This window comes from Mesorhizobium sp. WSM4849, from assembly GCF_055811385.1.
Window position 1 is genome coordinate 27388 of sequence record NZ_JBVVPW010000018.1, and the last position, 20674, is coordinate 48061.

Annotated in this window: 11 protein-coding genes; 8 read left to right on the forward strand and 3 right to left on the reverse strand. The window is 63.3% G+C overall.

The features are described 5' to 3' along the window. Positions 1-21 precede the first annotated feature (21 nt). Positions 22-981, forward strand: coding sequence for a LysR family transcriptional regulator (locus AC0L3L_RS20800; RefSeq protein ID WP_473638954.1), 960 nt, complete (start codon positions 22-24; stop codon positions 979-981). Here AC0L3L_RS20800 and AC0L3L_RS20805 read toward each other — a convergent pair. Further along, a complete protein-coding gene (locus AC0L3L_RS20805; protein ID WP_473638955.1) occupies positions 957-12497 on the reverse strand; it encodes a LysM peptidoglycan-binding domain-containing protein in 11541 nt (3846 codons plus the stop codon). The two genes, AC0L3L_RS20800 and AC0L3L_RS20805, sit on opposite strands and share 25 nt — an antisense overlap. A gap of 77 nt (positions 12498-12574) precedes the next feature. After that, entirely contained in the window at positions 12575-13438 is an 864-nt protein-coding gene (locus tag AC0L3L_RS20810) for a MurR/RpiR family transcriptional regulator (RefSeq protein WP_473638956.1), read from the reverse strand. Positions 13439-13652: 214 nt separating this feature from the next. Here AC0L3L_RS20810 and AC0L3L_RS20815 point away from each other — a divergent pair, with 214 nt between their 5' ends. The 7 genes from AC0L3L_RS20815 (at position 13653) to AC0L3L_RS20845 (ending at position 19744) form a co-directional block, all read left to right on the forward strand. Further along, positions 13653-13835 carry a hypothetical protein gene (locus AC0L3L_RS20815; protein WP_095491776.1) on the forward strand — a complete coding sequence of 61 codons (183 nt, stop codon included), beginning with the start codon at positions 13653-13655 and terminating at the stop codon, positions 13833-13835. A 118-nt stretch (positions 13836-13953) separates the two neighbouring features. Continuing rightward, positions 13954-14955 carry a SctD/MshK family protein gene (locus AC0L3L_RS20820; RefSeq protein ID WP_473638957.1) on the forward strand — a complete coding sequence of 334 codons (1002 nt, stop codon included), beginning with the start codon at positions 13954-13956 and terminating at the stop codon, positions 14953-14955. A 38-nt stretch (positions 14956-14993) separates the two neighbouring features. Continuing rightward, on the forward strand, positions 14994-15392 hold the full coding sequence (locus tag AC0L3L_RS20825) for a hypothetical protein (RefSeq protein ID WP_473638958.1): 399 nt from the start codon (positions 14994-14996) through the stop codon (positions 15390-15392). A 17-nt stretch (positions 15393-15409) separates the two neighbouring features. After that, positions 15410-15721 (forward strand): tetratricopeptide repeat protein, encoded by a 312-nt coding sequence (locus AC0L3L_RS20830; RefSeq protein ID WP_244602868.1) that lies wholly within the window; start codon positions 15410-15412, stop codon positions 15719-15721. Next, positions 15718-17877, forward strand: a complete 2160-nt coding sequence (gene sctV / locus AC0L3L_RS20835) for a type III secretion system export apparatus subunit SctV (RefSeq protein WP_473638959.1) — start codon at positions 15718-15720, stop codon at positions 17875-17877. Before AC0L3L_RS20830 ends, sctV begins: the two co-directional genes overlap by 4 nt. Positions 17878-17934: 57 nt before the next feature. Beyond that, positions 17935-19284 (forward strand): type II and III secretion system protein family protein, encoded by a 1350-nt coding sequence (locus AC0L3L_RS20840; protein WP_473638960.1) that lies wholly within the window; start codon positions 17935-17937, stop codon positions 19282-19284. 13 nt (positions 19285-19297) lie between these two features. Continuing rightward, positions 19298-19744, forward strand: a complete 447-nt coding sequence (locus AC0L3L_RS20845) for a hypothetical protein (RefSeq protein ID WP_473526311.1) — start codon at positions 19298-19300, stop codon at positions 19742-19744. 94 nt (positions 19745-19838) lie between these two features. Here the strand turns inward: AC0L3L_RS20845 and AC0L3L_RS20850 are convergent, their stop codons facing one another. Then, a complete protein-coding gene (locus tag AC0L3L_RS20850) occupies positions 19839-20633 on the reverse strand; it encodes a tetratricopeptide repeat protein (RefSeq protein WP_473638961.1) in 795 nt (264 codons plus the stop codon). Positions 20634-20674: the final 41 nt, after the last annotated feature.

Below are 20674 nucleotides of genomic sequence, written 5' to 3' on the forward strand. Positions count from 1 at the left end.
GCAAATGAGTGATTCCCAGTCGTGATACCTTTCAACATCAAGCAGCTCGAAACCTTTCTCCTGGTGGCGACCTTCGGAAGCTTTCGAAGGGCGGCGGAACGCCTGAACACCACGCAGCCGGCGGTGTCCACCCGAATTGCCGGGTTGGAGGAAGCGCTTGGAACCAAGCTGTTCGAGCGGCAGAGCAGTACAGTCAGGCTGACCGCCGAGGGACAACGGCTGCTGGTACCTGCCCAACGGGTTTTGCGCGTAGCGGAACGGCTGCAACTGATGGCCAGCTCTCTTTCAGAGACATCAGAGACGACGAGGGTGCTGAGGCTTGGCGTTGCCGAAACGATCGTGCACACCTGGCTGCCGGATTTCCTCAAGGCACTGAAAGCAAACTATCCGCTTGTCGATACCGATATCGTCGTCGATGCGACGACGACCCTTCGCAACGAACTCATGTCACACCGGCTCGATCTTGCGGTGCTGATGGGCCCTGTCCTGGAGCACAGCATCGAGAATATCGAGATGCCGTCCTTTCCGCTTGTCTGGGTCTGCTCGCCGCAGCTGGAATTGCCTGACCGGCGCAAGGTGACGCTGAACGACCTGATGCAGTTTCCCATCATCAGCTACGCGCGCACTACGCGACCCTATAGCGAACTCTACCGCAAGCTCACCGGCGAATTCGAAGAGACGCCGCGCATCTTTCCGGCCAATTCGCTGGCCGCTTCCATCACGATGACACTCAACGGAATCGGCATAGCCTCGCTGCCTGAGGGAGTGGTCCAGGACTATCTCGCAAGCGGTAAACTGCGCATCGTCGAATGCGAATGGCACCCGTCAGACCTGCAGTTTACCGCCTCCTACTCTTCCGAACCCTCCAATCCGGCAGCGGAGCGGGCGGCAAAGCTGGCCGGCTGCGTTGCGCATGCCTATGCTGCGAGAACCGACAAGCTCAGGCCCGCGGTTTCTCAACCCAAGGTGGCCGGCAGGTAGATGCGGTCGCCTGAGAAGATCAGATCCGGGCTCAGGATATGATCCATGTTGAGCACAACCGTCTCGGCCACATCCGCAGAATGGGTCCTGGCGATCAGGCGAATGCTGTCGCCGTTCTTGACCTCGACCCACTGGTAGCCGTCTTTCTCCAGCGTTGGATTGGTGCGGCCCGCAGCATTGCTGCTGCCGTCGGCATGCGCCTCGACATGGTCGCCGGAAACCCAGCCGCTATGCATGTCACCGTCCGGCCCGAAACCCTCGACCGGTATCCAGGCGTCTCCTGACTGGTCTGTCGAAGGCCCGGCGGTCTGCTCGACGAAGGTGCCGGGTTGCAGAACCGTCACCACGGTCGAATCCCCGTCAGGCTGCGCCCGCAAATTCAGGCCGTCATCGGCCAGCACGGCGAGCTGCGGGAAGTCCTGCGGCGGGGTTTGCGTCCCGGGATCAGGCAGCTCTGTGCTTTCGTCCGGAGGCGCGCCATCGACGCCGGAAGGGTCGTTGCCCGGCGCAGTCGGGTCGGTTGCCGGCGTCTTGCCGGTGTTGTTCCATGGCTGGTCGTCCAGCGCATCCCAGGCAAACAGCAGCATACCGACGCCGAAGGTCACGCCTAGCGCGATGCGATCGGCGATCCCCCAGCGCGCGTCGGACTTTGCGCGGGCGTCGATCTGCTCGTCCGTCCTTGGCACGGCCCGGCGATTGAGCAGATCCGTGCGCGCGGCCGACACCCAGAACTCAGCGCTGCCGACGGTGAACAAGGCGCCCGCCGTCGCGGCCAGCGGCGAGTGCAGGTTCTGTGCCGTGTAGAGAAGGGAACCAAAGACATAACCGGGACCGGCCAGATGCTCGGCCACGTTCCGCAACACCGGGCGTCCGGCGATCGACTGCAGCGCGGATTTCGTGCCGTAGACCACATTGCCCAGTGAGAAGGAGCCGTTCACCCCGACATTGTCGCCGCGCAGCAGCCCGGCGGCCGAGCCTGGAGACGAAAAGATGAACGACGCCCCGCTCGCGGCATTGAGGGCGCGTCCCAGCGGCTTGTGATTTGCCGTGGCGTTCGGAAAGACCGATTGCGCGCTGAAGACGATGCCGCGCACGCCGAACGCCACGCCCGCAGCCGTCGCGGCCCAATGCGGTGGCAAGATCTGCCATACCGTGTAGGAGGAGCCGGCCATCGGACCGAATGTCGCGACCAACTGCGCGTTCTCCTTGAGGCGGGCGTGGCTCAGCGCCTGATCAACGGCCGCAGTTTGATCCGGCGTCATGGCCTTCTTGTGGGTTGCCCGATAGGTGGTCATCTGCAGCACCGAAAGCGTATTTGTTTGCTCGGTCGACATCCAGGCAAACTGCTTGGGCGTGAACTTGCGCAACTGGCCGGGGCTCAATTCGCCAAGCTGCTTCGGCGTCAGCGCCGCTATCTGTTGTTTCGTCAGCGCCTCGATCTGATGAATGGTCAGAGCGCCAAGCTGCTCCCGCGTCAGGGCTGTGATGTGGCCTGGCGACAGCTTTGCCGTCGTCGCGGGATCGTGTGCCGCGACGAGAGCTGGGTCCAGCGCCGCAATCTGCGTCGCACCGAGATGGCTGAATTGGGCAGGTCTCATGGCGGCGACCTGTTCCGGCGTAAGGCCATTGCGCTGCTCATCACTGAGCTTGGCGATCTGGTCGGGCGTCAGCTTGCGCACCTGCTCGGTGGTCAGGGCGGCGAGTTGCTCCTGTGAGAAGGCCGCGACCTGATCCGGCCGCAAGCCGGTGATCCGGCCAGGGGCAACAGCCTGCAATCTGCTTGGCCTGATCGCCTGGAGCTGTTCGCCACCCAGAGCCCGCAACTGCGTCGGCCGAAGTGCGGCAAGTTGATCGAACGTCAGTTGCCCGATCTGCTCGGGGCTGAGTGCAGCCACCTGCTGAGGCGCCAGCTTGGCGATGTGCGCCGGCTTGATGGCGTGCAATTGCGTGCCGGTGAGTTCGGAAATCTGATCGGCTGCAAGCGCTCTGACCTCCGGCCCGGTCGGCGCCCGCACGGGTTCGGCAAATCCCGGCTCCGCTGCGGAACTCACCGGAAGCTCAAGGCTGACGATCCTTCCGCTGGCAGAGTCAAAGACCACCCTTCCCCGGTCAGGGGCCGGCGGCCATGTCGCGGCTGTCGGCGTTTCGGCGGCACTATTCGCCGCCTGCGGCATTTCGCCAGCCACGGTTGGGGTTTCGTTGCCGACCACCTCGGCCACCGGCGGCGGTGCTTCGGCCTGGGCTGGCGCATCCCAGAACTCGTCGGCCGGCCGCAAGATCACCTGCGGGCGTTTTTGTGTTGATCCGCCGGGCGCGACGGCATCGTCATTGCGCGTGAACTCACCGACGAAGTTCCCGTCCGGATCCATCATCCGCCAGCCATGGACCTCGTTCCATGGGATGCTACCGTCGATTGCAGTCTCGTCGACGCGAGCCATTCTGTCGCTGACGGGCCGGCCCATCGCCTCGAACTCAGTCGGGACGTGGAGGCGCGGTCTGCTCGGACTGAGCGTATAGAGATAGGTATAGCCTTGCTGCCGCGCGGCCCGTGACTCTTCCGCGACGAAGGTCTTGGCGCCCGAGATCGATTGGCTGGTGCCGACGAAACGGCCATGGGTATTGCCAAGCACATAGTTGCTCAGGACGATGCCTTGCGGATTGTCCACCCAGATTCCTGTCGGCGGCGGTGGCGAGAAGCCGCCCGCGTCCCTGATCTCGCTCGGCGCACGTGTATCGGCGCGGAAAACATAGGGGCCGACATTGCCGCGCAAGGGTCTTGCAGGGTCGCCGGCGCCGTCGACCGGCAGATTGCCTTCCTCGGGATGCCCGAGGCTCCCCGGCACATGGTCATCGGAAGCACCACGTATCCAGGGCAGCACGACCGGCTCCCCGGTTTCCGGATCGCGATGCAGAATATGCGACTTGTGAGCCAAGGCCGGGTCGTCGCTGCGGAGTTGCGGGCCATCCGCAGGCGGCACGTATACGTTCTCCGCGCTCTTGGGCGGCGTCCCGAGATACCTCACGGTGGCCGTTTCGCCATTCTCGTCGACGATCCGCAGCGTTTTTTGCGACGGTCCCGGACCGAGTGCCGGCGGGGTGCCATCCGGCGGCCCGGAGCCAAGTGCCGGCGGGGTCGGCGGCGAATTGTGCAGCACATCCTGCTCGAGCAGCCGGTTGAGGTAATGGGCCTGCGTGGGCGTCAGTTCGCTGCGGGCCTGCTGGTCCAGCTGTTGCCGCAACGCCTTCCAGGCGGGCCTGCTCATGCCGTCTGGTCGTCCGCCGGCGGAGGCGAGTTGGTCCGGATATGGCGCCACGCCCAGTTCCGGGAACACATCCAACACGCGCTGACCAGCAAACCTTAAATCGCCGTGCGGCGATGCCGCAACTTCGGCGAGATAGGCGTCGAGATGCTGCAGAACGTCCGGCGTCAGTTGCCCTCCCGAAGTGTCCAGCGCGGAGAAAACCTTTTGCGCGCCTTCGGAGGATCCGGGGTGGGCGCGGGCGGTACGGGCATGCGGGACAAGGTCCTTCCTCACCGAGCCGAGTTCCACCGTCGTTACCGGCCATTGGCTATAGTTCACGGCGAGACCGGCGCCGTGGTCCTTGCGGTCCAGGCGGTTGAGCGGCCCGGCGCCCGTCTCGCGCGGAACGCCCTCGAAGGCGGGGGTGCCGCGCCAGGGTTGCTTGCCGCCTCCGACGGGCGCAATGACGTTGTAGTTGCGGTAGAGGAGACGATCCTCGAAACCAGGCACCTTGCCTTCGGAGCTATAGTGGCTGGCGCCACCTCTCGTCGCCTCCTCCCAGAAAGAGGCTGCCCGTTGGCTGAGCGGGCCAGGCTCCCTGTGCGTATATCCCGGCCGGCCGCCTTCGCCGCCGAGATAGCGCAGCGTGCGATTGACGTAGGCCCCACTCAGAGAGAAGCCAGCCAGGGATATCGAAGCGCCAAAGGCGCTTTCGCTCTGGAACGTGTTCTTCGACAGCATCGGCGCCGAGGCGACCCACCGGGCGGAGGGAGCCGCCGCCTCGTCATAAGCGAAATTCGGCCGGTATCCATTGACGAAAAGTTTCTGGCCCTTCGCGTCGTTGGGATGGACCGGGAGCAGAAAGCCCGTGCCGTTCGGGCCGTTGTTCTTCAGGCTGAGTTCGCCATAGACCTGCCGGCTGGGCAGCGGCACTTTGATGCCGACGCCGAGCATCGATCCGCCGAGAGTGACGGTGCGGCCGTCGGGGCCGAGGATCCACCCGGCAGCCAGCAAGGCGCCGTTGGTCACCATGTCGTCCAGCACGGGGCCGCCCAGGACATTGGCTTCGTGCTCCTGCAGGAACCAGGAAACGGTGGCGCGGTCGGACCGCCAGACCCCTTGTGCATCGGTGAAGAATGTCGGGGCGCGCCAAGAACTCGCCTTGTCGGCACCCAGCAACCGCTCCAGCAGGACGGGCACCTCGCTGTTGATCTCGGTCCCGGCCCTGGGCTTGCTTGCAGGCAACGCGTTCTCCAGCGCGTGCGCGAGCGACTGGACCGCGGGGTCCGCGGATTTCTGCTGGTTGGCGGCGTAACCGCGCATCTGTCGCCAAAGATACGGCGTCCAGGTGTCGTGGCCGGACAGAACCTTCTCATTGTAGCGGCCTTCCGGCGAAAGCTTGCCGGCGGGTTTGAACGAAGTCTCCGGCTGAAGCTTCGGACCGTAGACCCACGTGCTGCCACTGTCGGCCTGCAGGACCTGCATGAGCGCATCCTGCTGCGCGGCGGTCACCGCCTTGCCGGGCTTGGTGGCGCGCCCCTTGAAAAACGGCGAGGCGGCATTACCCGCGGCGGCAAGGTTCGGATCGGTGGAGCGTGACGCAGCCTTGAGGTAATCGCCGACGATGCCGCGGCCGGCGTCGGTCCAGCCGGCTTCTCCTGGCAGCGCCCCGGCGGTAAGGAACTGCTCGCCGCGGGGCAGCCTGGCGTCGGACGACAGGCCGAGTTGGTCGATCACTTCTCCCGGCGAGAGATGCGGCAGCTTGCCCTGAGCGCTGAACACCTGGAGGGTCGTCAGGCCGTTCATCGAAAGCTGGCCGGCCGGCTTGCAGCCGGTGAACGGGCTGTTGCGGTCGGCGTTGAGCATTTCGCCAAGCGCATGATGCTGGGCCTGCGTCATCTCCGTGCCGGACTGAGGCAGGCCCCTGCCGCCGAGCTGCACTCTGGTCATGGTCACCGCATCGCGGACGACAGGATCGCTGGAACGTTCGAGGGAGTGGAGATAGTCGCCGACCAGTTCCAGCTGCTCGGGCGTCCACATCGGCGCGGGCGTCGCCGCATCGTCGGGAAGCGCCGGCAAGATCGTGGCCAGGGTTTCGCCGAGCGCCGAGCGATGGCTGACTTCCGGATTGTCGGCAGGATCGAACGTATGGACTTCCCGTGCCGGGGTGTTGACCCTGATCTGGCCGTTCGGCGTGGTTATCGACCCGCGCTTGGCGCGTTCGACGGTCTTGCCCGAACCCAGGTAGCCGGCATCCGTCGCATGCTCGCCCGGCAGGACGATGTCGCGGGTCATGCTCGCCTGCGGGCCGGCCACAACGACCTTGGCAGGCAGGTATTCGCCGCCGGCCTCGACATAGATGTCCTGTCCGGCGGTGACGCCGTCCTGCGGAACCGGCCGGTGATAGATGCTGTCGACCAGCTCTCCGAGCTTCGGATAGTCATAGCGGGGTTCGGTATTCGCGTAACGCGTGCCGATCCGCCGCAGGCCGGCTTTGACTGCATTGAACGTCTGGCCGAAGCTGTACGGGTTTGACGAGAAACGATTGATGATCGGCGTGCCGTCGGGCCGAAACCGGCTGGGGTGCCCGGTGTCCGTCACGGCCGGTGGCTCCGTGCGGGCGTTCGGATCGGTTGTCCAGCGGCCGTCGGCGCCGAGATAAAGCACCGGCAAGGAAGGGTCGAGCTCGACAGGAGCCGGCACCGGCTCCGGCGCGGCGGTGATCGCCTTGGGTTCGGGTATGGCGACAACCCTCTGCCCTTCCGGCAGGTTGAAATCGACAAGCATCTCGCCGGTATGGCGGTTGCCGAGAGTGTAGCGCATCAACGGGCGCGTGCCTTCCGCCCCGCGTGTTTCCGTTTCGGACTGGAGCAGGACCTCGTCCGGGGTGGCCAGCACGGCCGGATCGTAAGGGCGTGCGCCGTCGAGGTAGCCCGTCTGCTGCGGATCCTTGCCGCTGGTGTAGACGTATTCCGCGGGATTGGGGCCTGGCATGTCGGTGAACGTCTTGGTCGCCGGGTCCCAGACGAGCCGCAAGCCGCTCTCGGCCGGGCGCGTCGTTCCATCGCCGCGGACTGGCGGAACCACAATCGGATCGCCGTCGGCGGGGACGCGCACATTCTGCTCACGCGCTCCCTCGGCGTCTCGGTCGCTGGCATTCTCGGGATCGCCGCGCTCGCCCGGGGCGCTCGGCCCTTCATCGTGGACGTTGACAACCGTCCCCTCGACGACGGGGTGGCTGGGATCGTGGAAGACCAGCTTGTCGGTCGGGCGATAGACGCCGTCGGTGCCTTGCTCATGCACGACCATCGGCCGCGACGATTGTCCGTCGCCTGATGGATCACCCTTGCCGCCCGCGGGTGGCGGTGGGTTCGGACCGTCGGACTCGCCGGCCGGCAGCGCCCTCGGACCGGTTGGACGGTTAGCCCCTCCCGTGTTATCAAAACCGTTCCGGGCGCCGAAACCGGCTCCCTGCTGGCCGGATGTTTCGCCGGCCGCGTCGCCATCGATGATGATCTCATCTGGATCCGGCATGACCTGCTCGCCGGTGGGCCTGTAGACACCGTCGGGGCCGGCTTCGTAGACGGCCCGCGGTTGCGGCCCCGTCTCCGACGTATGAGTTTCATTCCGGGCGCCGCCGGTTCCAGGCATGTTGGACAACAGAGAGCGGCCGCCCAAGCCTGTGCCGACAGTGCCGACGCCTATGCCCACGACTGCGTTCGCGAGCTCGAGCAGGGACATCTCGCCGCCATGCGCCGCCAGATCCTCCACCGATTTGCCGAGCAACGGAACACCGGTAACCACGGCGCCGGCATCGAGGCTCCACGCAGCGGTGGTCAGCTTGTTGCCGCTTTGCATAAACTCCGAGACCTTACCAGCATAAGAGGCCTCCTCTACGTTCACCTGGAATCTGCCGAGGCCCCAGCTGGCATCCTTCATGCGGGTCATCCCGAAGCCGCCCGCGAAAGCCTGGGATCTGGACAGGCTTGTCTTGGCCAAGCCGAATGTGCGCAGAGCACCCGCGCCCACTGGCAGGAACGCAGTTACGCCGGTGGCGACATTCCAGGCCGACTGGCTGTCGAAGTCGCCGCCCTGCAGGAGGTGATCACCCTCTTTGATCAGAGCTTTGCCGCCAAGGATTGATCCGGAGCCGATCGCGATGGGAATCGCCCATTGGCCGCCCGGCACGAACGAGACGATGGTGGAGACACCGGCGACGATGCCAAGGCCAATGTCGGTAGCCTTGTCCCAGAAACCCACCTTGCGCGCGTCGGCCACTTCCAGTTCGTCGAGCGAAAAACCATCCTCGCCGAGCGACATGTCGCCGCCCTTGGCCATGACCAGATTGCCCTTCTCGCTGAAGATGCGGTTCTCGTGCTGGAATTCGTCAAAGCTGCTGTAATATTTGCCCGAGCTGTCGACATAGCCGATTTCGTCGCCGCCGCTCTTGATCGCGAACAAAGCCGTCGTCGATTCCTTCCCGCCGTCGAGGGAGAAAACCGGCACGATCTTGACCTCGGCGTCGTCGCCGGCGCGGTCGGTGATTTCTTCGGTGACCTTTTGGACGTCTTCACTCGGCGCGTCGAGCCCGAGGGTCTGACCAACGGCAGTGCTGAGTTGGTCCGGCGTATATGTCTCGTATTCGCCGGTGAAGCCGGCCTCGTAGAGGTTCTCGAACTGGACCTGATATCCAGCCAGCGCCTGGTCCTTGTGTTCTTCAAAATACTCGTACTTGAGTTTCGCCTCATGCTCGGCGGAACCGTATTCGAGAAGCTTGGGGTGGCTTGCGGAAAAAGCGTACCAGTCGCGCCCAGCCACCATCGCCGGCCGCACGTTTTCTTCCCAGTCTTCCAATTGGTTCTTTTCGGTCTCCGCCTGGCCTCGATCGATTTCCGCGGCCGCAACTTCGGGGTGCACCCACAGCTTCTGGCCGTCCATCTCGATCTGGACCCACTTGCCGCTGTCGCCGATTGCGCCCGGCCCCTGCTCCTCGTAGGCCGCGGCAACTTCCGGCGCGACCCACAGGTCGCGGCCGTTCACCGTGATCTTCACCGCCGTCTCGCCCGGCTTGAGCGTGCCAGCGGGCGCCTCTACGGTTCCCGGCCCGTAGTCGGTGATCGCCTGGTCGCGTGCCGTTGTCGCGTCGACGAGCCCCGTCTTCGCATCTCTCAGCCCGGCATCAAGCTGGTCGACCTGCACGCCGACAATCTTCGACTTGGCCGCATCCAGCGCCGATTGCGATCCCGTGCCGCTGGCTGTGCATACCGGCGCCGACGATATGTCCTGCGTCGAGGCCAGCATCTCCTGCCACTGCTTGTTGAGCGGATCGTTGCGGAAATCTTCCCTGATGCCCTCGTCGTTGAGGTCATATGTCAGGGCAGATTTATGTACGTTGGTGTCATCACCGTTCTCGTCGGTGAAAGTGGCGTTCTCATAGACGGTAACGACATAGAGCTGACCGTTCTCCTCGACTATGTCCTGCGATTTTATCTTGCCAGTAAAGTCACCATGTCCATTGGTATAGCCTTCCCAATCGAAATGGTGCGGGTTTCTTTCCTGCGCCTGCGCAAGCAGTTGCTGCTTGAGAGGCTCCATGGTTACGGCAAGATCCGCCGCCTCTGCCTGTGCAACCCCATACTCCTGATATGCCTCGGCCAGGGTCACCTGATTGGCCGCGGCCCCCTGAAGCGTTTGCAGACCTTCAAGCCGCTCTTCGATGGCCGTGTATTCTGGGCTTCCAGGCTTGGCATCGGTAAGCTTCAGCTCCAGCTCGGTCGAGCTGATCATTTGATCGATCGTGGCCTTGTTGCCGTTGGCGGTGCGTAGCGAAACGTTTGTAAAGAGCTCGGCGACCTCCGCGTGCGCGGCCTTTCCTTGTTGGCTGGTTTCCTCGGCACTGGGGCCATCCGGGCTGCTGACAGCCGTCTGGTTGGGATCGCTGAGCGTCGGCAGGTCTACCTGTTTGTCGATCGCTTCGAGAAGTGACGTCTGGCCCTGCTCGTATTCGGCCCGGGCGGTGCTGGCGCTTTCAAGCGCGTTGTTGGCGAGGCTCAACCGACTTTGCGCATCTGCCAGCGTGCCCTTCGGCTCGGGCGGCTTCCAATCCAGTCCATAAGGCGCCAACGCCTCGTCGAGCGTCGACTCGGCACCCTCCATGGCGTTCTTGAATTCAGGGTCAAGTGCATAGACGTCGAGCTGTGCTGCGCTCTGCGCAGCCTTTGCTTCTGCCTCACCGAAGTTCGCAATCGCCACGTTCTCGGCTGCGATCGCCTTGGCCACCTCCGGGTCGAACCATTTCCAGCTCCCGTCGACCAGCAACGGCACCCACTTCCCGCCTGAAGGAGCCGTGGCTGATGGTGGGTTCCCGTAGGGACCAACCGACGTGGGACCACCGTCGAGAGTCGCGCCGGTTGCGTCTTGTCCCCGACCATATAATTCCATTGCAGCGACCACAGCCTGCTGCTTTTCAAGCGCCTCCGTGGTCAGCTCTGGCGTCGCTCCGCCGAATATGCCGTCCAGCGTCGTCTTGAGTATCTGGTCTTCCTTGGCCTGTTCCGGGTCATTGCTGTTCGGGTTGATGTCCAGCAACAACTCGGCCAACGCTTCCTGCGTGGTGCCGGCCGCGATATCTGTAACGGCGCCGGTGGTATCGTTGGTCAGCGTAATCTTGCCGTCTGGCGACGTGGTCAGCGTGTAGCCGTTAAACGTCACATTGACGGTGGTCCTGGTGGCACCCTCGATCACCACGGTCTCTCCCGGATGAATAAGGTCGGGATCGCGCGGAGAGGTGAACAGTTCCGGATTGCTCTCGGCGAGATCGTCCAGCGTCACACCATGCGCCTCGGCGATGTCGCTCAGATTGTCACCGGGTTGGACCTCGTAATCGATCGGCTCGCCGTCGTTCAGCGTCTCTACGATTGTTTCGGTGCGTCGGCCGTCCTTGTCGAAGACGATCGTCGTTTCGGTGTTGTTCCTGGGGTCGACGATGGTGGTGGTCTGCTCGCCGGTCTCGGTGTTGCGCTCGATCTGGGTGGTCACGCCGTTGCCGTCGACCATGTCGGTCGTCTCGGTGCTTCCCTCAGTGGTCGTCACCGAGCGCGAACCATGATGGTAGTCATTGTTGTAGGTGACGGTCCTGCCGGTATTCGGATCCGTGACGACGATCTGGAGGGTCTCGCCAGGGTCACCGCCCTGCGTCACCTCGAGGCCGGCGGCGTTCAGCTCGGCGATCACCTGCTCCGGCGTAAGTTTGCTCTCCTCGGCGATCTCGTCAATGCTTTTGCCCGCGGCAAGCTGTTCCTGGATCAACGGCACGCCCGAGCCGTCCGCCGTTTGCGATTGCGCCAGTGTGGTCACCTCGCCGCCCGGAGCCGTAACCGTGGTTACCGGCAATGCGGGGCCGCCGGCGGGCGTCACCGTCTGCACGGTCGACCCATTCGGCAGGTTCCTTGTGGTGGTGACGGCACCGTCACCACTCGTTTCGGTGGTTGTGGTTTCACGGGTCTGGGGATTGGTCGTGCGTTCGGTGACCGCGCCGTCGCCGAGATCGTCCACCAGTGTGGTCGTGATCGCGCCGGTCTGCGCGTCGACACTGGTGGTTTCCTTGCGGCCGAGATCGTCCCGGATCGGCGAGGAAGTCGCCTGCATGTCGGGGCCGGTCACTTCGGTGTAGTAGCCGCCGTGGTGATAATCCTGGTTTTCGGTGATCGTGCGGTCTCCGGCGGTAATCACCACCGTGCGGGTGTCGCCGTTGGCGTGCTCGGTCGCTACCGCCGTCATGCCGCCGGCATTCAGAGCCGCCACCACATCCTCGGGAGCCAGTCCCTGCTCGGCGGCGATGTTGTCGATGCTTTTGCCGCCCTCGATCTCCTTGAGAATGTCCTTCGCCTTGGTGACTTCCGGCGAAACACCACCGTCGTCGGGCTCACCACTGGTCAGCAGGAGGTTTGGCGTACCGCCGAAATTCTGCGTCGTGAAAAGCGCAGGCGCGGCGGTGGTGCCGCCGTTGCCGTTTGCTGCGGTGACTGCGGCAGGCGGCACCGGTCCTGGTTGCGCCGCCGGGGCAGTCGGCTGTGCCGTCGTCAGTTCCGCATTGACCTGCGTCAGCCGCTGGCGGGCGCCCGCGGCCGCGTCGGCCTCACCCATCTTGTTGGCGAGCCGGATTTCATTTTGCAATTTCGTGGCTTCCGCCTGCAGCCGCGTAGTCTGCTCGGCATTGGCCTTTGGATCGACCCTGGGCGGCGGCGGCTTGACGGTATTAATCGGGCGGATCATCAAACAACCTCCGGAGCCGGTCCAGTCCTGGTTCAGGCAGTCTGCCTGCCCCGCGCCCGACAGTGGAAGCCCTGTGCCTACCGGGGCGGCTTCCAATAAATGCCGAAAGCAGCGAGTTGCTCGTCCGACTGTCTTACTCGTTCTGCAGCATTCACTTCAGACTGCGCGGCCGTCAGTGCCGCCAGAATCTCGACGGCGGCGAACGCCGGCGCCATGCTGCGGAAGAATGACTGCGAATTTGCCGTAACGATGATGGTCTCCCGCGCGATCCGGGCCAGCGGCGACACGCTGCTATCGGTGATTGCCACCACGCCGACACCCTGCCTGGCCGACTGGCGCGCCACGTCGATCGTCGTGCGTTCATAAGGCGACATGCCCACAGCAAGGAGGACGTCGTCCCGTCCCGCACCCTGCAAGGCATCCAGACCATGTCCGCCCATCTCGCCGACAAGCGTCACCTTGCGGTCACCGCCAGCCAGAAACGACATGATGTGAACGAAGTGGTTCGCAACCGGATAACCGGATCGCGAGCCGAGACCGAACAGATTGCGTGATCGTGCAAGGAGCTCGGCGGCGGCGGCGAATTGCGAGGCATTGCCGTACTCACCCAGACTTGAAATCTGCGCCGCGAGCGTGTCGGCGACGACCCCTGCAGTCGAATATCCCGGATCGCCGTCGTCCTGCCCCATACCCTGTCGCGCCGGCTCACCGGCGCCTGTCTCACGCAGCGCGCGCGCATAAAGGCTGCGCATATCCTCGTAGCCTTCAAGGCCAAGCCATCGCGCCAAGCGCATCATCGTGCTGTGCGAAACGCCGGCCTGGTGCGCCTGCTCGCGCATCGACATCAGCGCGACATCCTTAGGATGATCCAGCACGAAACGCGCGGCGACCCGCAACTGCGGCGGCATATTCTCGAAGCGTTCGACCAACAGCTCCGCCAAAGGACCTTGTTCCATTCTAAAATACCCCATTCACCCCGATGGCAGATTACTCCCCGAATGGCGGCAATGCAACAGTTGGAACTGAAGTGGTCCATATATTCCAAGTGGACTTTCATTTTCGATCATGCTGCCTTAAGCTGCTTTCGCAACCTGCCGGATCGCATCGTCGTGATTCCGGGGTTTGTAACTTGAATGGTCCCTCAAGGAGACAATCATGGCGCCTACCCCTCCCGTTACATCCGGCTCTGCCGGGTCGCCGGAACAGAACCTGGACAAGATGATCAAGCATCAGGAACGCATGTTCAGCCTCGAGATCACAAAAGAGATCGCAAAATCCCAACATGACATGCTGATGAGCACCGCAAGGACGCTCGGCCAGTCGGCTGAAAAGGCCTAAGGGGATTCTCGAACCCTGCGCCGCCGCAAGCAACCGGCGGCGTACTTTGCACGGCAGGAATGTTTCGACGCCGCTGTCAGGCTGCGTCTGAGTTGTCATCGGCGGGAGATGAAGTGGCATGACCGCTAATTCTATCGGCAAATATTGGGATGCAGCGCCCGCGCGCCGGCTCCGTTCGATTATCGCCCACGCCCCGGGATCCGGACATTCCATTGCGCTCAGCGTCACTCATGGATTTCACGCGGGCGCCCAACTTAGTCTGGTCGAGCCTCTGTATACTGTCGGCTCCAGCACGGAGTCCGACATTGTCCTCAGGGATGCCGGCATCGCGCCGGTCCACGCAAGGTTGCGGCGCAAGGGCAGCCAAATTGAAATCGAAGCCGTCGGCGGCGACGTCACACTCGCCACGGGCGAGATCATCCATGAGGGCCAGGGCAGCCGCTGCAAGCTGCCGCTCACGATAGGTATCGGCGATGCCCATATCCGGCTGATCAACCCAGAACGCCCGCCGAATCGCTGGTCCGTTTCTGATCGCCCCCTCCTGGTTGCAGGCAGCGTTCTCTTTGCCGTGTTCGCTGTCTCCGTCGCTGCGAATGGGTTCTCTCTCGCCAAGCCCGACATTGGCAAAAACATATTCGCTCAAGACCGTGAACCGATCAGAGTGGCCTTTGCTGGCGAGGCCGGGCAAAGTGTCCTGAACGATTCATCGCCAACGCAAATACCCAGTGCCGCCGAAGCGGAAAGCCAACTCAGGCTGCGCCTCGATCAATCTGGCATCAGCACATTGGCTGTTCAGCGATCACCTGGACGGCTCGTGGTCTCGGGTATGATCCCCAATGACAAGGATGGTGCCTGGACCGAAACGCAATCCTGGTTCGACCAGACGTTCGGCGCGCACATTCCCCTCGTCTCCAATGTTATGATCGGCAACGCCGAGCAGGCTCCGCGCCTGAGGCTGCAGGCGATCTGGTATGGCGAGCGGCCCTACGTCATCGCCGCCGACGGAGCACGCTATCATGAAGGTGCATTCACGAATGACGGCTGGACCATCAAGCACATTGGCGAGACGGAACTTCTCCTGACGAAGGGCGGCGCTACGGTCGCGCTGAAATATCCGTGAACCGCCGGCTTGAAGGGCCGCGATTCGATACGGCAAGAATGGACACGGCCGGCCGCGAGGTGCGGCAGGCGGAAGGTGTGCGCGGTCAGGCGATCAACCGGCGGCGGATGAATGGCGTCGACAAAGCCGCAAGCCGTGCTCAGGGGACGACATCGGCCGCTGGTACGGAAAAGCCACAAAACGCCGAATTCCAGCCCTCTCGAGGCACAAATAGCGAATCGCTCGACGAGGCACTCATCAATTTCGTCATGCCGGGTATTCCCGAGCCAGCCATCCTGCGTCGCTCCGTACCTATTCTCCAGCATTTTGTAACGCATCTGGTTCCCGGTCTTGAGGGTGGCGAGCAACTCAAGACACTTGCCAGAACGCTGATGGAGGATGAAATCGAGCGTCATCGCGATCTGCTTGCCCGGATACAGGAAGGAATCGAAACCTGACCGATCCGCGTGACACAGTGCATCTGCTGCATGTCCTGGGCTATCTCTACGGCTGTCACGGGCAGGCAAAGCGGGGCGCGGCATACCTGCTTATCGCCGCACAGCTGTCGCCGGGAAATGCCGGCGTCCTGCGGACACTGGCGCATCTGCTCATACTCGATGGCGAAGCGGACAAAGCGCTTGCAACAATTGCCAGGCTGGAGACGCTGGAGGGAATGGACCACCCGACGCTAGCGCTGCTGAAGAGCCGCGCGTTGCTTGTGGCCGGCCGCAGGGCCGAGGCGCACAATGCCTTGCGAAGCTTCCTATCGCATCGAGCCGCCGAATGACGGTGTCGGAGCGACTTCTGCACTTCCTTGCCAAGCTGTCCCGCCGCAGCGATCTGGTCATTGCCGTCCTGATGCTCGTCGCAGTGGTGATGATGCTCATCCCCTTGCCGACCTTCCTCGTCGACATTCTCATCACTGCCAATATCGCCGTCAGCGTGCTTATCCTGCTGGCTTCGTTTTACGTTTCTCATCCGCTCCAGTTCTCGTCGCTGCCATCGGTCATCCTCATCGCTACCCTGTTCCGGCTGGCGATCACGATCACGACCACGCGACTGATCCTGCTTCAGGCCGACGCAGGCGAGATCGTTTCCACCTTCGGTACTTTCGTCGTCGGCGGCAGTATTGCGGTGGGCCTCGTCGTCTTCCTGATCATCACCGTCGCGCAGTTCATCGTGGTTGCGCGGGGTGCGGAACGCGTTGCCGAGGTTGCCGCGCGCTTCACGCTCGATGCGCTGCCGGGCAAGCAGATGAGCATCGATGCGGAGTTGCGCAACGGAGACATCGATCAGGCGGAGGCACGCCGTCTGCGCCAGCAGCTTGAGCGCGAGAGCCAGCTGTTCGGCGCGATGGACGGCGCCATGAAATTCGTCAAGGGCGACGTCATAGCCGGCATTGTCATCATTCTGGTCAACCTGATTGGTGGTTTCGCGATCGGAACGCTGCAGCACGATATGTCGCTGGGAGACGCCGCCGCGACCTACTCGCTGCTCACCGTGGGTGACGGGCTGGTCGCGCAGATACCGGCGCTGCTCGTCGCCGTGGCCGCCGGCACGATGGTGACGCGCGTCGGCAGCGCCGACGGCACGAGCGACCTTGGCAGGCAAATAACCAGCCAGTTGCTGCGGGACTCCCGCGCTCTCGCGCTCGCGGCAGTGATCATGGTCGGCCTTGCCATAGTGCCGGGGTTTCCGTCCATTGTATTCCTGATCCTTGGCGCCTGCTTCGGCGCGGGCGCCTATGCAATCAATCGCCGCACCGCCCGAGAGTCCGAGCTCAAGGACATCGGCCAGGCAGGCATGGCCGAACAACCGGGAAATCCGGCGCTTTCAGCAAACCCCATCGGAACACTGCCTTCTTCGTACCGCATCGTCGTACGCTTCGGAACCGAACTCGGACGCTCAATCCCGGAACCCGAGTTCGCCACGCTCGCCGACGGCGTGCGCTGCGAGCTTTTCGGCGATCTCGGTGTCGACGTTCCCGCTATCGGCCTGCAGGTCGACGAGAAGCTTTCAGCAAGAAGCATGCGCATCGATCTGGAGGGGGCACCCATCCTGGATGCCGAAATCCCGGCCGACCGTGTTGTTGTCGAAGCGGACCCGACCCATCTCGATCTGCTCGACGTGACTTACGAAAAGGGTTCTCCGATTGCCGGTCAGCGCAAATTCATGTGGGTCGACGATCGCCACATTTCGGCGTTGAAGGAAGCCGGCTTCGTCTTCTCCACACCGGCGCAAACAGCGGCCAAATGGACCGGAAATGCACTTCGGCTCTATGCCGGCCATTTCGTCGGGATCCAGGAGACCCGCAGGCTGCTATCGGACATGGAGCCGGACTATGCGGATCTGGTCCGACAGGCGCAGGAGATCGTGCCGCTGCAGAAAATCGCTGAGGTGCTTCGGCGACTCGTCGGCGAAAACGTGCCGATCCGCAACCTGCGCCTGATCCTCGAAGCGCTGATCGAATGGGGTCAACGCGAACAGGACGTCGTCCTGCTTACGGAATGCATCCGCACGTCCTTGAAACGCCAGATCAGCTTCCGCTTCGCTGGCCGCAGCAACATCATCGCAGCCTATGTTCTGCAGCGCTCGGCCGAGGATATCCTGCGAAACGCGGTGCAAAGCACATCGACCGGCACGTTCCTGAACCTTTCGGATAACGCTGCGCAGGCTTTGGTCACCGAAATCGAACGCGCCTTGTCGCAGCACGCCACCGATGTCTCACCGATCGTCCTTGCGGCGATGGATGTACGCCGTCACATGCGAAGCCTGCTCACGCACAATGCCATTGAACTCCCGGTTCTGTCCTTCCAGGAACTCGCACAGGAATTCAACGTCCAGCCATTGGCCACGATAGCCGGGCGCTCGAGCATGGCACGCAATGCCTCGCAGTCGCTGCCATCGGCTGCGGCGAAAGCCGGACAAGAGGCAGCCTCATGACGCCGGCCGGACGGATAGGGACAGTTGGGGGAACTACATGCTCAAGAGGGGAACGGCATGACAATCCACGATACCGCAGCAGGCGTTCGATCCGCCAGTTTCGCCGGGCGGATGCGCTGGCTCGCTATCGCGACGGTTGGCGTCTTGCTGGCGCTTTTGTTCACACTTGCCGACACGATGGCACAGGACATGTCGCCATTGCCGAGCAAGCCAACGGTCGACCTGCCGGTCGGGCAAGGACGCCTGCTGCGCTTCAATGAACCCGTCGAATCCGTCCTGATCGCGGACACCACGATCGCAGACCTTCAGGTCGTGTCGCCGGGAATGGTCTATGTCTTCGGCCTAAAGCCCGGCCTGACCAACCTCATTGCAATCACAGCCGATGAGCGGGTCGAGGCAACGGCCCAGTTCCGCGTCACCCCCGATGTCACGCCTGCCAACGAAGCGAAAGACGCAATGCAGCCGAACTCGGCGACAAATCTCTCGATTTTCGGAACCCGCATTGTTGCGACCGGCGAGGCACGAGGCGTCGAAGAGGCAACGGATGTCGACAACATCGCCCGCACGTTCTCGGCGCCGGATCAGCCGCCGCTGAACGACATGACCGTGCAGGGATCGCAGCAGGTCAACATCCGGGTCCGCTTCGCCGAAGTCTCACGCACTGAGCTGCAGTCGTACGGGGTCGATTGGTCTGTCGGGTACAGGAGCGGCGGCTTCGAATTCAACATGTTCCAGGACAATGGTGTGCCCTCCGGCACCGGTAATTTCGGTTTGAACATGGACCAGACGCATGGCATCAACTTCGACATTCTCATCGAAGCGCTGCAACGCAACGGCATCGTCAAGATACTGGCCGAACCGAACCTGACGGCGATGACCGGTCAGACCGCAAGCTTTCTTGCCGGCGGCGAAATTCCGGTTCCGATTCCGCAAGGAACTGACGTCGTTACCGTTCAATACAAGCCCTTCGGCGTTTCCCTCGGGTTCACCCCTACGCTGATCGGCCGCAATCGTATTGCGCTCCATGTTCAGCCGGAAGTCAGTTCCTTGTCGGAAGCAGGCTCAGTAAGCGCCAATGGCTTCGCCATGCCGAGTTTCGTCGTGCGCAGGGCCGACACCACGGTCGAAGTGGCGAGCGGCCAGACCTTTGCGATCGCCGGTCTTTTCCAGCAGCGGACGTCGCGTAATCTGGAAAAGTTTCCGGTTCTCGGCGATGTGCCGGTCCTTGGCCCGCTTTTCCAGTCACAGCGTTTCCAGCGCGAAGAGACGGAACTGGTGATCCTGATCACGCCCTATCTGGTCGAGCCGGTGCGCGACAGTCTCGCCACGCCGCTCGATCGTCCGGCAGCCAAGCGGCACAGGAAGCGCGCCAATGACGCATCGGCGATGGGCCTGATCATCAAGTAGTGGGGAACGGAACATGACATTTCGCATCGCTTTGTGCTCTGTTCTTCCAGCGCTGCTTCTGGTCGGCTGCGCGAACCCGCAACAGCCGCAGGACTATTCTCCCGGCTACAGCTATGTTTCGACCGACACCGGCGGTTCCGAGAAGGGCGTCGGCGGCTCCGTGCTTGCTCCCAATGCATGTCTGAACGAACCGGCCGATGACGACCGTTCTGCCGCTGCGACCGATCTGACGATCGTCTCCGGCGTCGGCTCCCACCTGCCGTCCGGTTGCGCCAACGCCTACAACCTTCAACGCATGGCCGAAAGCCAGCGTGACCTCGTCGAGGGCCGGCGCATGGGGGCGGCGGCGGCCGCACCGACTGCAAATGCCGCCCGGCGCTACCTCAATGGCGAAGAGGCTCCCATGGGTGGAGCCAATAGCGGGCCGCTGACGCCGCAAACAACGCTCCCGGTCGAGTGAGCCGATGCGGCCTTGCCCGCGGTGCACTACTTTATCCGGTTGTTTTGGCGTCGGGCTCGACCCAAATCGGCTTCGCGCGTTCCGGTTCGCTGCGCTAGCCGAGGATAGAGCCGAGCGCTTTCGCCCTGGCCTGTGTGCTGCCCTTCGACCGGATGGTTCTGGCACGCGCAAGCAAGGTATTCACCTCCTTGGTCGCCAGGCCGATCGGCGGCGAGGCCCTGACCTGATCGGCCTGGCCAAGAAGTCCGTAGACCACCACGACGTTGCGCTTGTGATGCAACTGCGCATTGGGTGCGGCGGAGATCTTCTGGACCAGCGGGAGTGCTGTGGTGGAATTGCCTTCGAGCGCTGCGGCCAACGCCATGTTGCTCTCGACGTCGAGATCCCCCGGCGCAAGTTTCAACGCCTGAGCAAAAGTGGTCTGCGCCTCCGCCGTCTGACCGGCGAATGTCTGCGCCACGCCCAACCGATTGTAGGCGCTGCTGGTATTGACCAGCGGCGCGGCCTGCGCGAGCGCGCGCATGCCGGCATCGATATCGCCCGTTTCCATCATCGCCGAGCCAAGCCCGAGCATTGCCCCTCCGTCATTGGGCGCTTTTGCGAGCGCGGCCTGATAGGCTCTGGCCGCCTCGGCGGGATAGCCGGCTCGCATATAGGCCTCGCCCGCCTTGACGAAGGCGCTCGGCTTGGCGTCTGGCATCGCTGCCGCGCGCTGGTAGAGCGCGATTGCGGTGCCACTGTCTCCCTGCGCATCTATATCGTCCGCAAGCTTGATCAGACGCTCCGACTGGCCCTGTGCCTTTGCCTGCTCGGTGTCGGTTTTGGTCGTCTGACAACCGGCCGCCGCCAGCATGGCGACGACGGGCAAGAACACGACGTTCAGCCGCATATCCACCTCTCCGTATTCAAGCCCGCCGCACCTTACACACG

Excerpts from the sequence above, each read along its gene's own strand:
- AC0L3L_RS20805 (WP_473638955.1), bottom strand. The coding sequence starts at position 12,497 with ATGATCCGCCCGATTAATACCGTCAAGCCGCCGCCGCCCAGGGTCGAT.
- AC0L3L_RS20815 (WP_095491776.1), top strand. The coding sequence starts at position 13,653 with ATGGCGCCTACCCCTCCCGTTACATCCGGCTCTGCCGGGTCGCCGGAA.
- AC0L3L_RS20820 (WP_473638957.1), top strand. The coding sequence starts at position 13,954 with ATGACCGCTAATTCTATCGGCAAATATTGGGATGCAGCGCCCGCGCGC.
- AC0L3L_RS20825 (WP_473638958.1), top strand. The coding sequence starts at position 14,994 with ATGGACACGGCCGGCCGCGAGGTGCGGCAGGCGGAAGGTGTGCGCGGT.
- sctV (WP_473638959.1), top strand. The coding sequence starts at position 15,718 with ATGACGGTGTCGGAGCGACTTCTGCACTTCCTTGCCAAGCTGTCCCGC.
- AC0L3L_RS20840 (WP_473638960.1), top strand. The coding sequence starts at position 17,935 with ATGACAATCCACGATACCGCAGCAGGCGTTCGATCCGCCAGTTTCGCC.
- AC0L3L_RS20845 (WP_473526311.1), top strand. The coding sequence starts at position 19,298 with ATGACATTTCGCATCGCTTTGTGCTCTGTTCTTCCAGCGCTGCTTCTG.
- AC0L3L_RS20850 (WP_473638961.1), bottom strand. The coding sequence starts at position 20,633 with ATGCGGCTGAACGTCGTGTTCTTGCCCGTCGTCGCCATGCTGGCGGCG.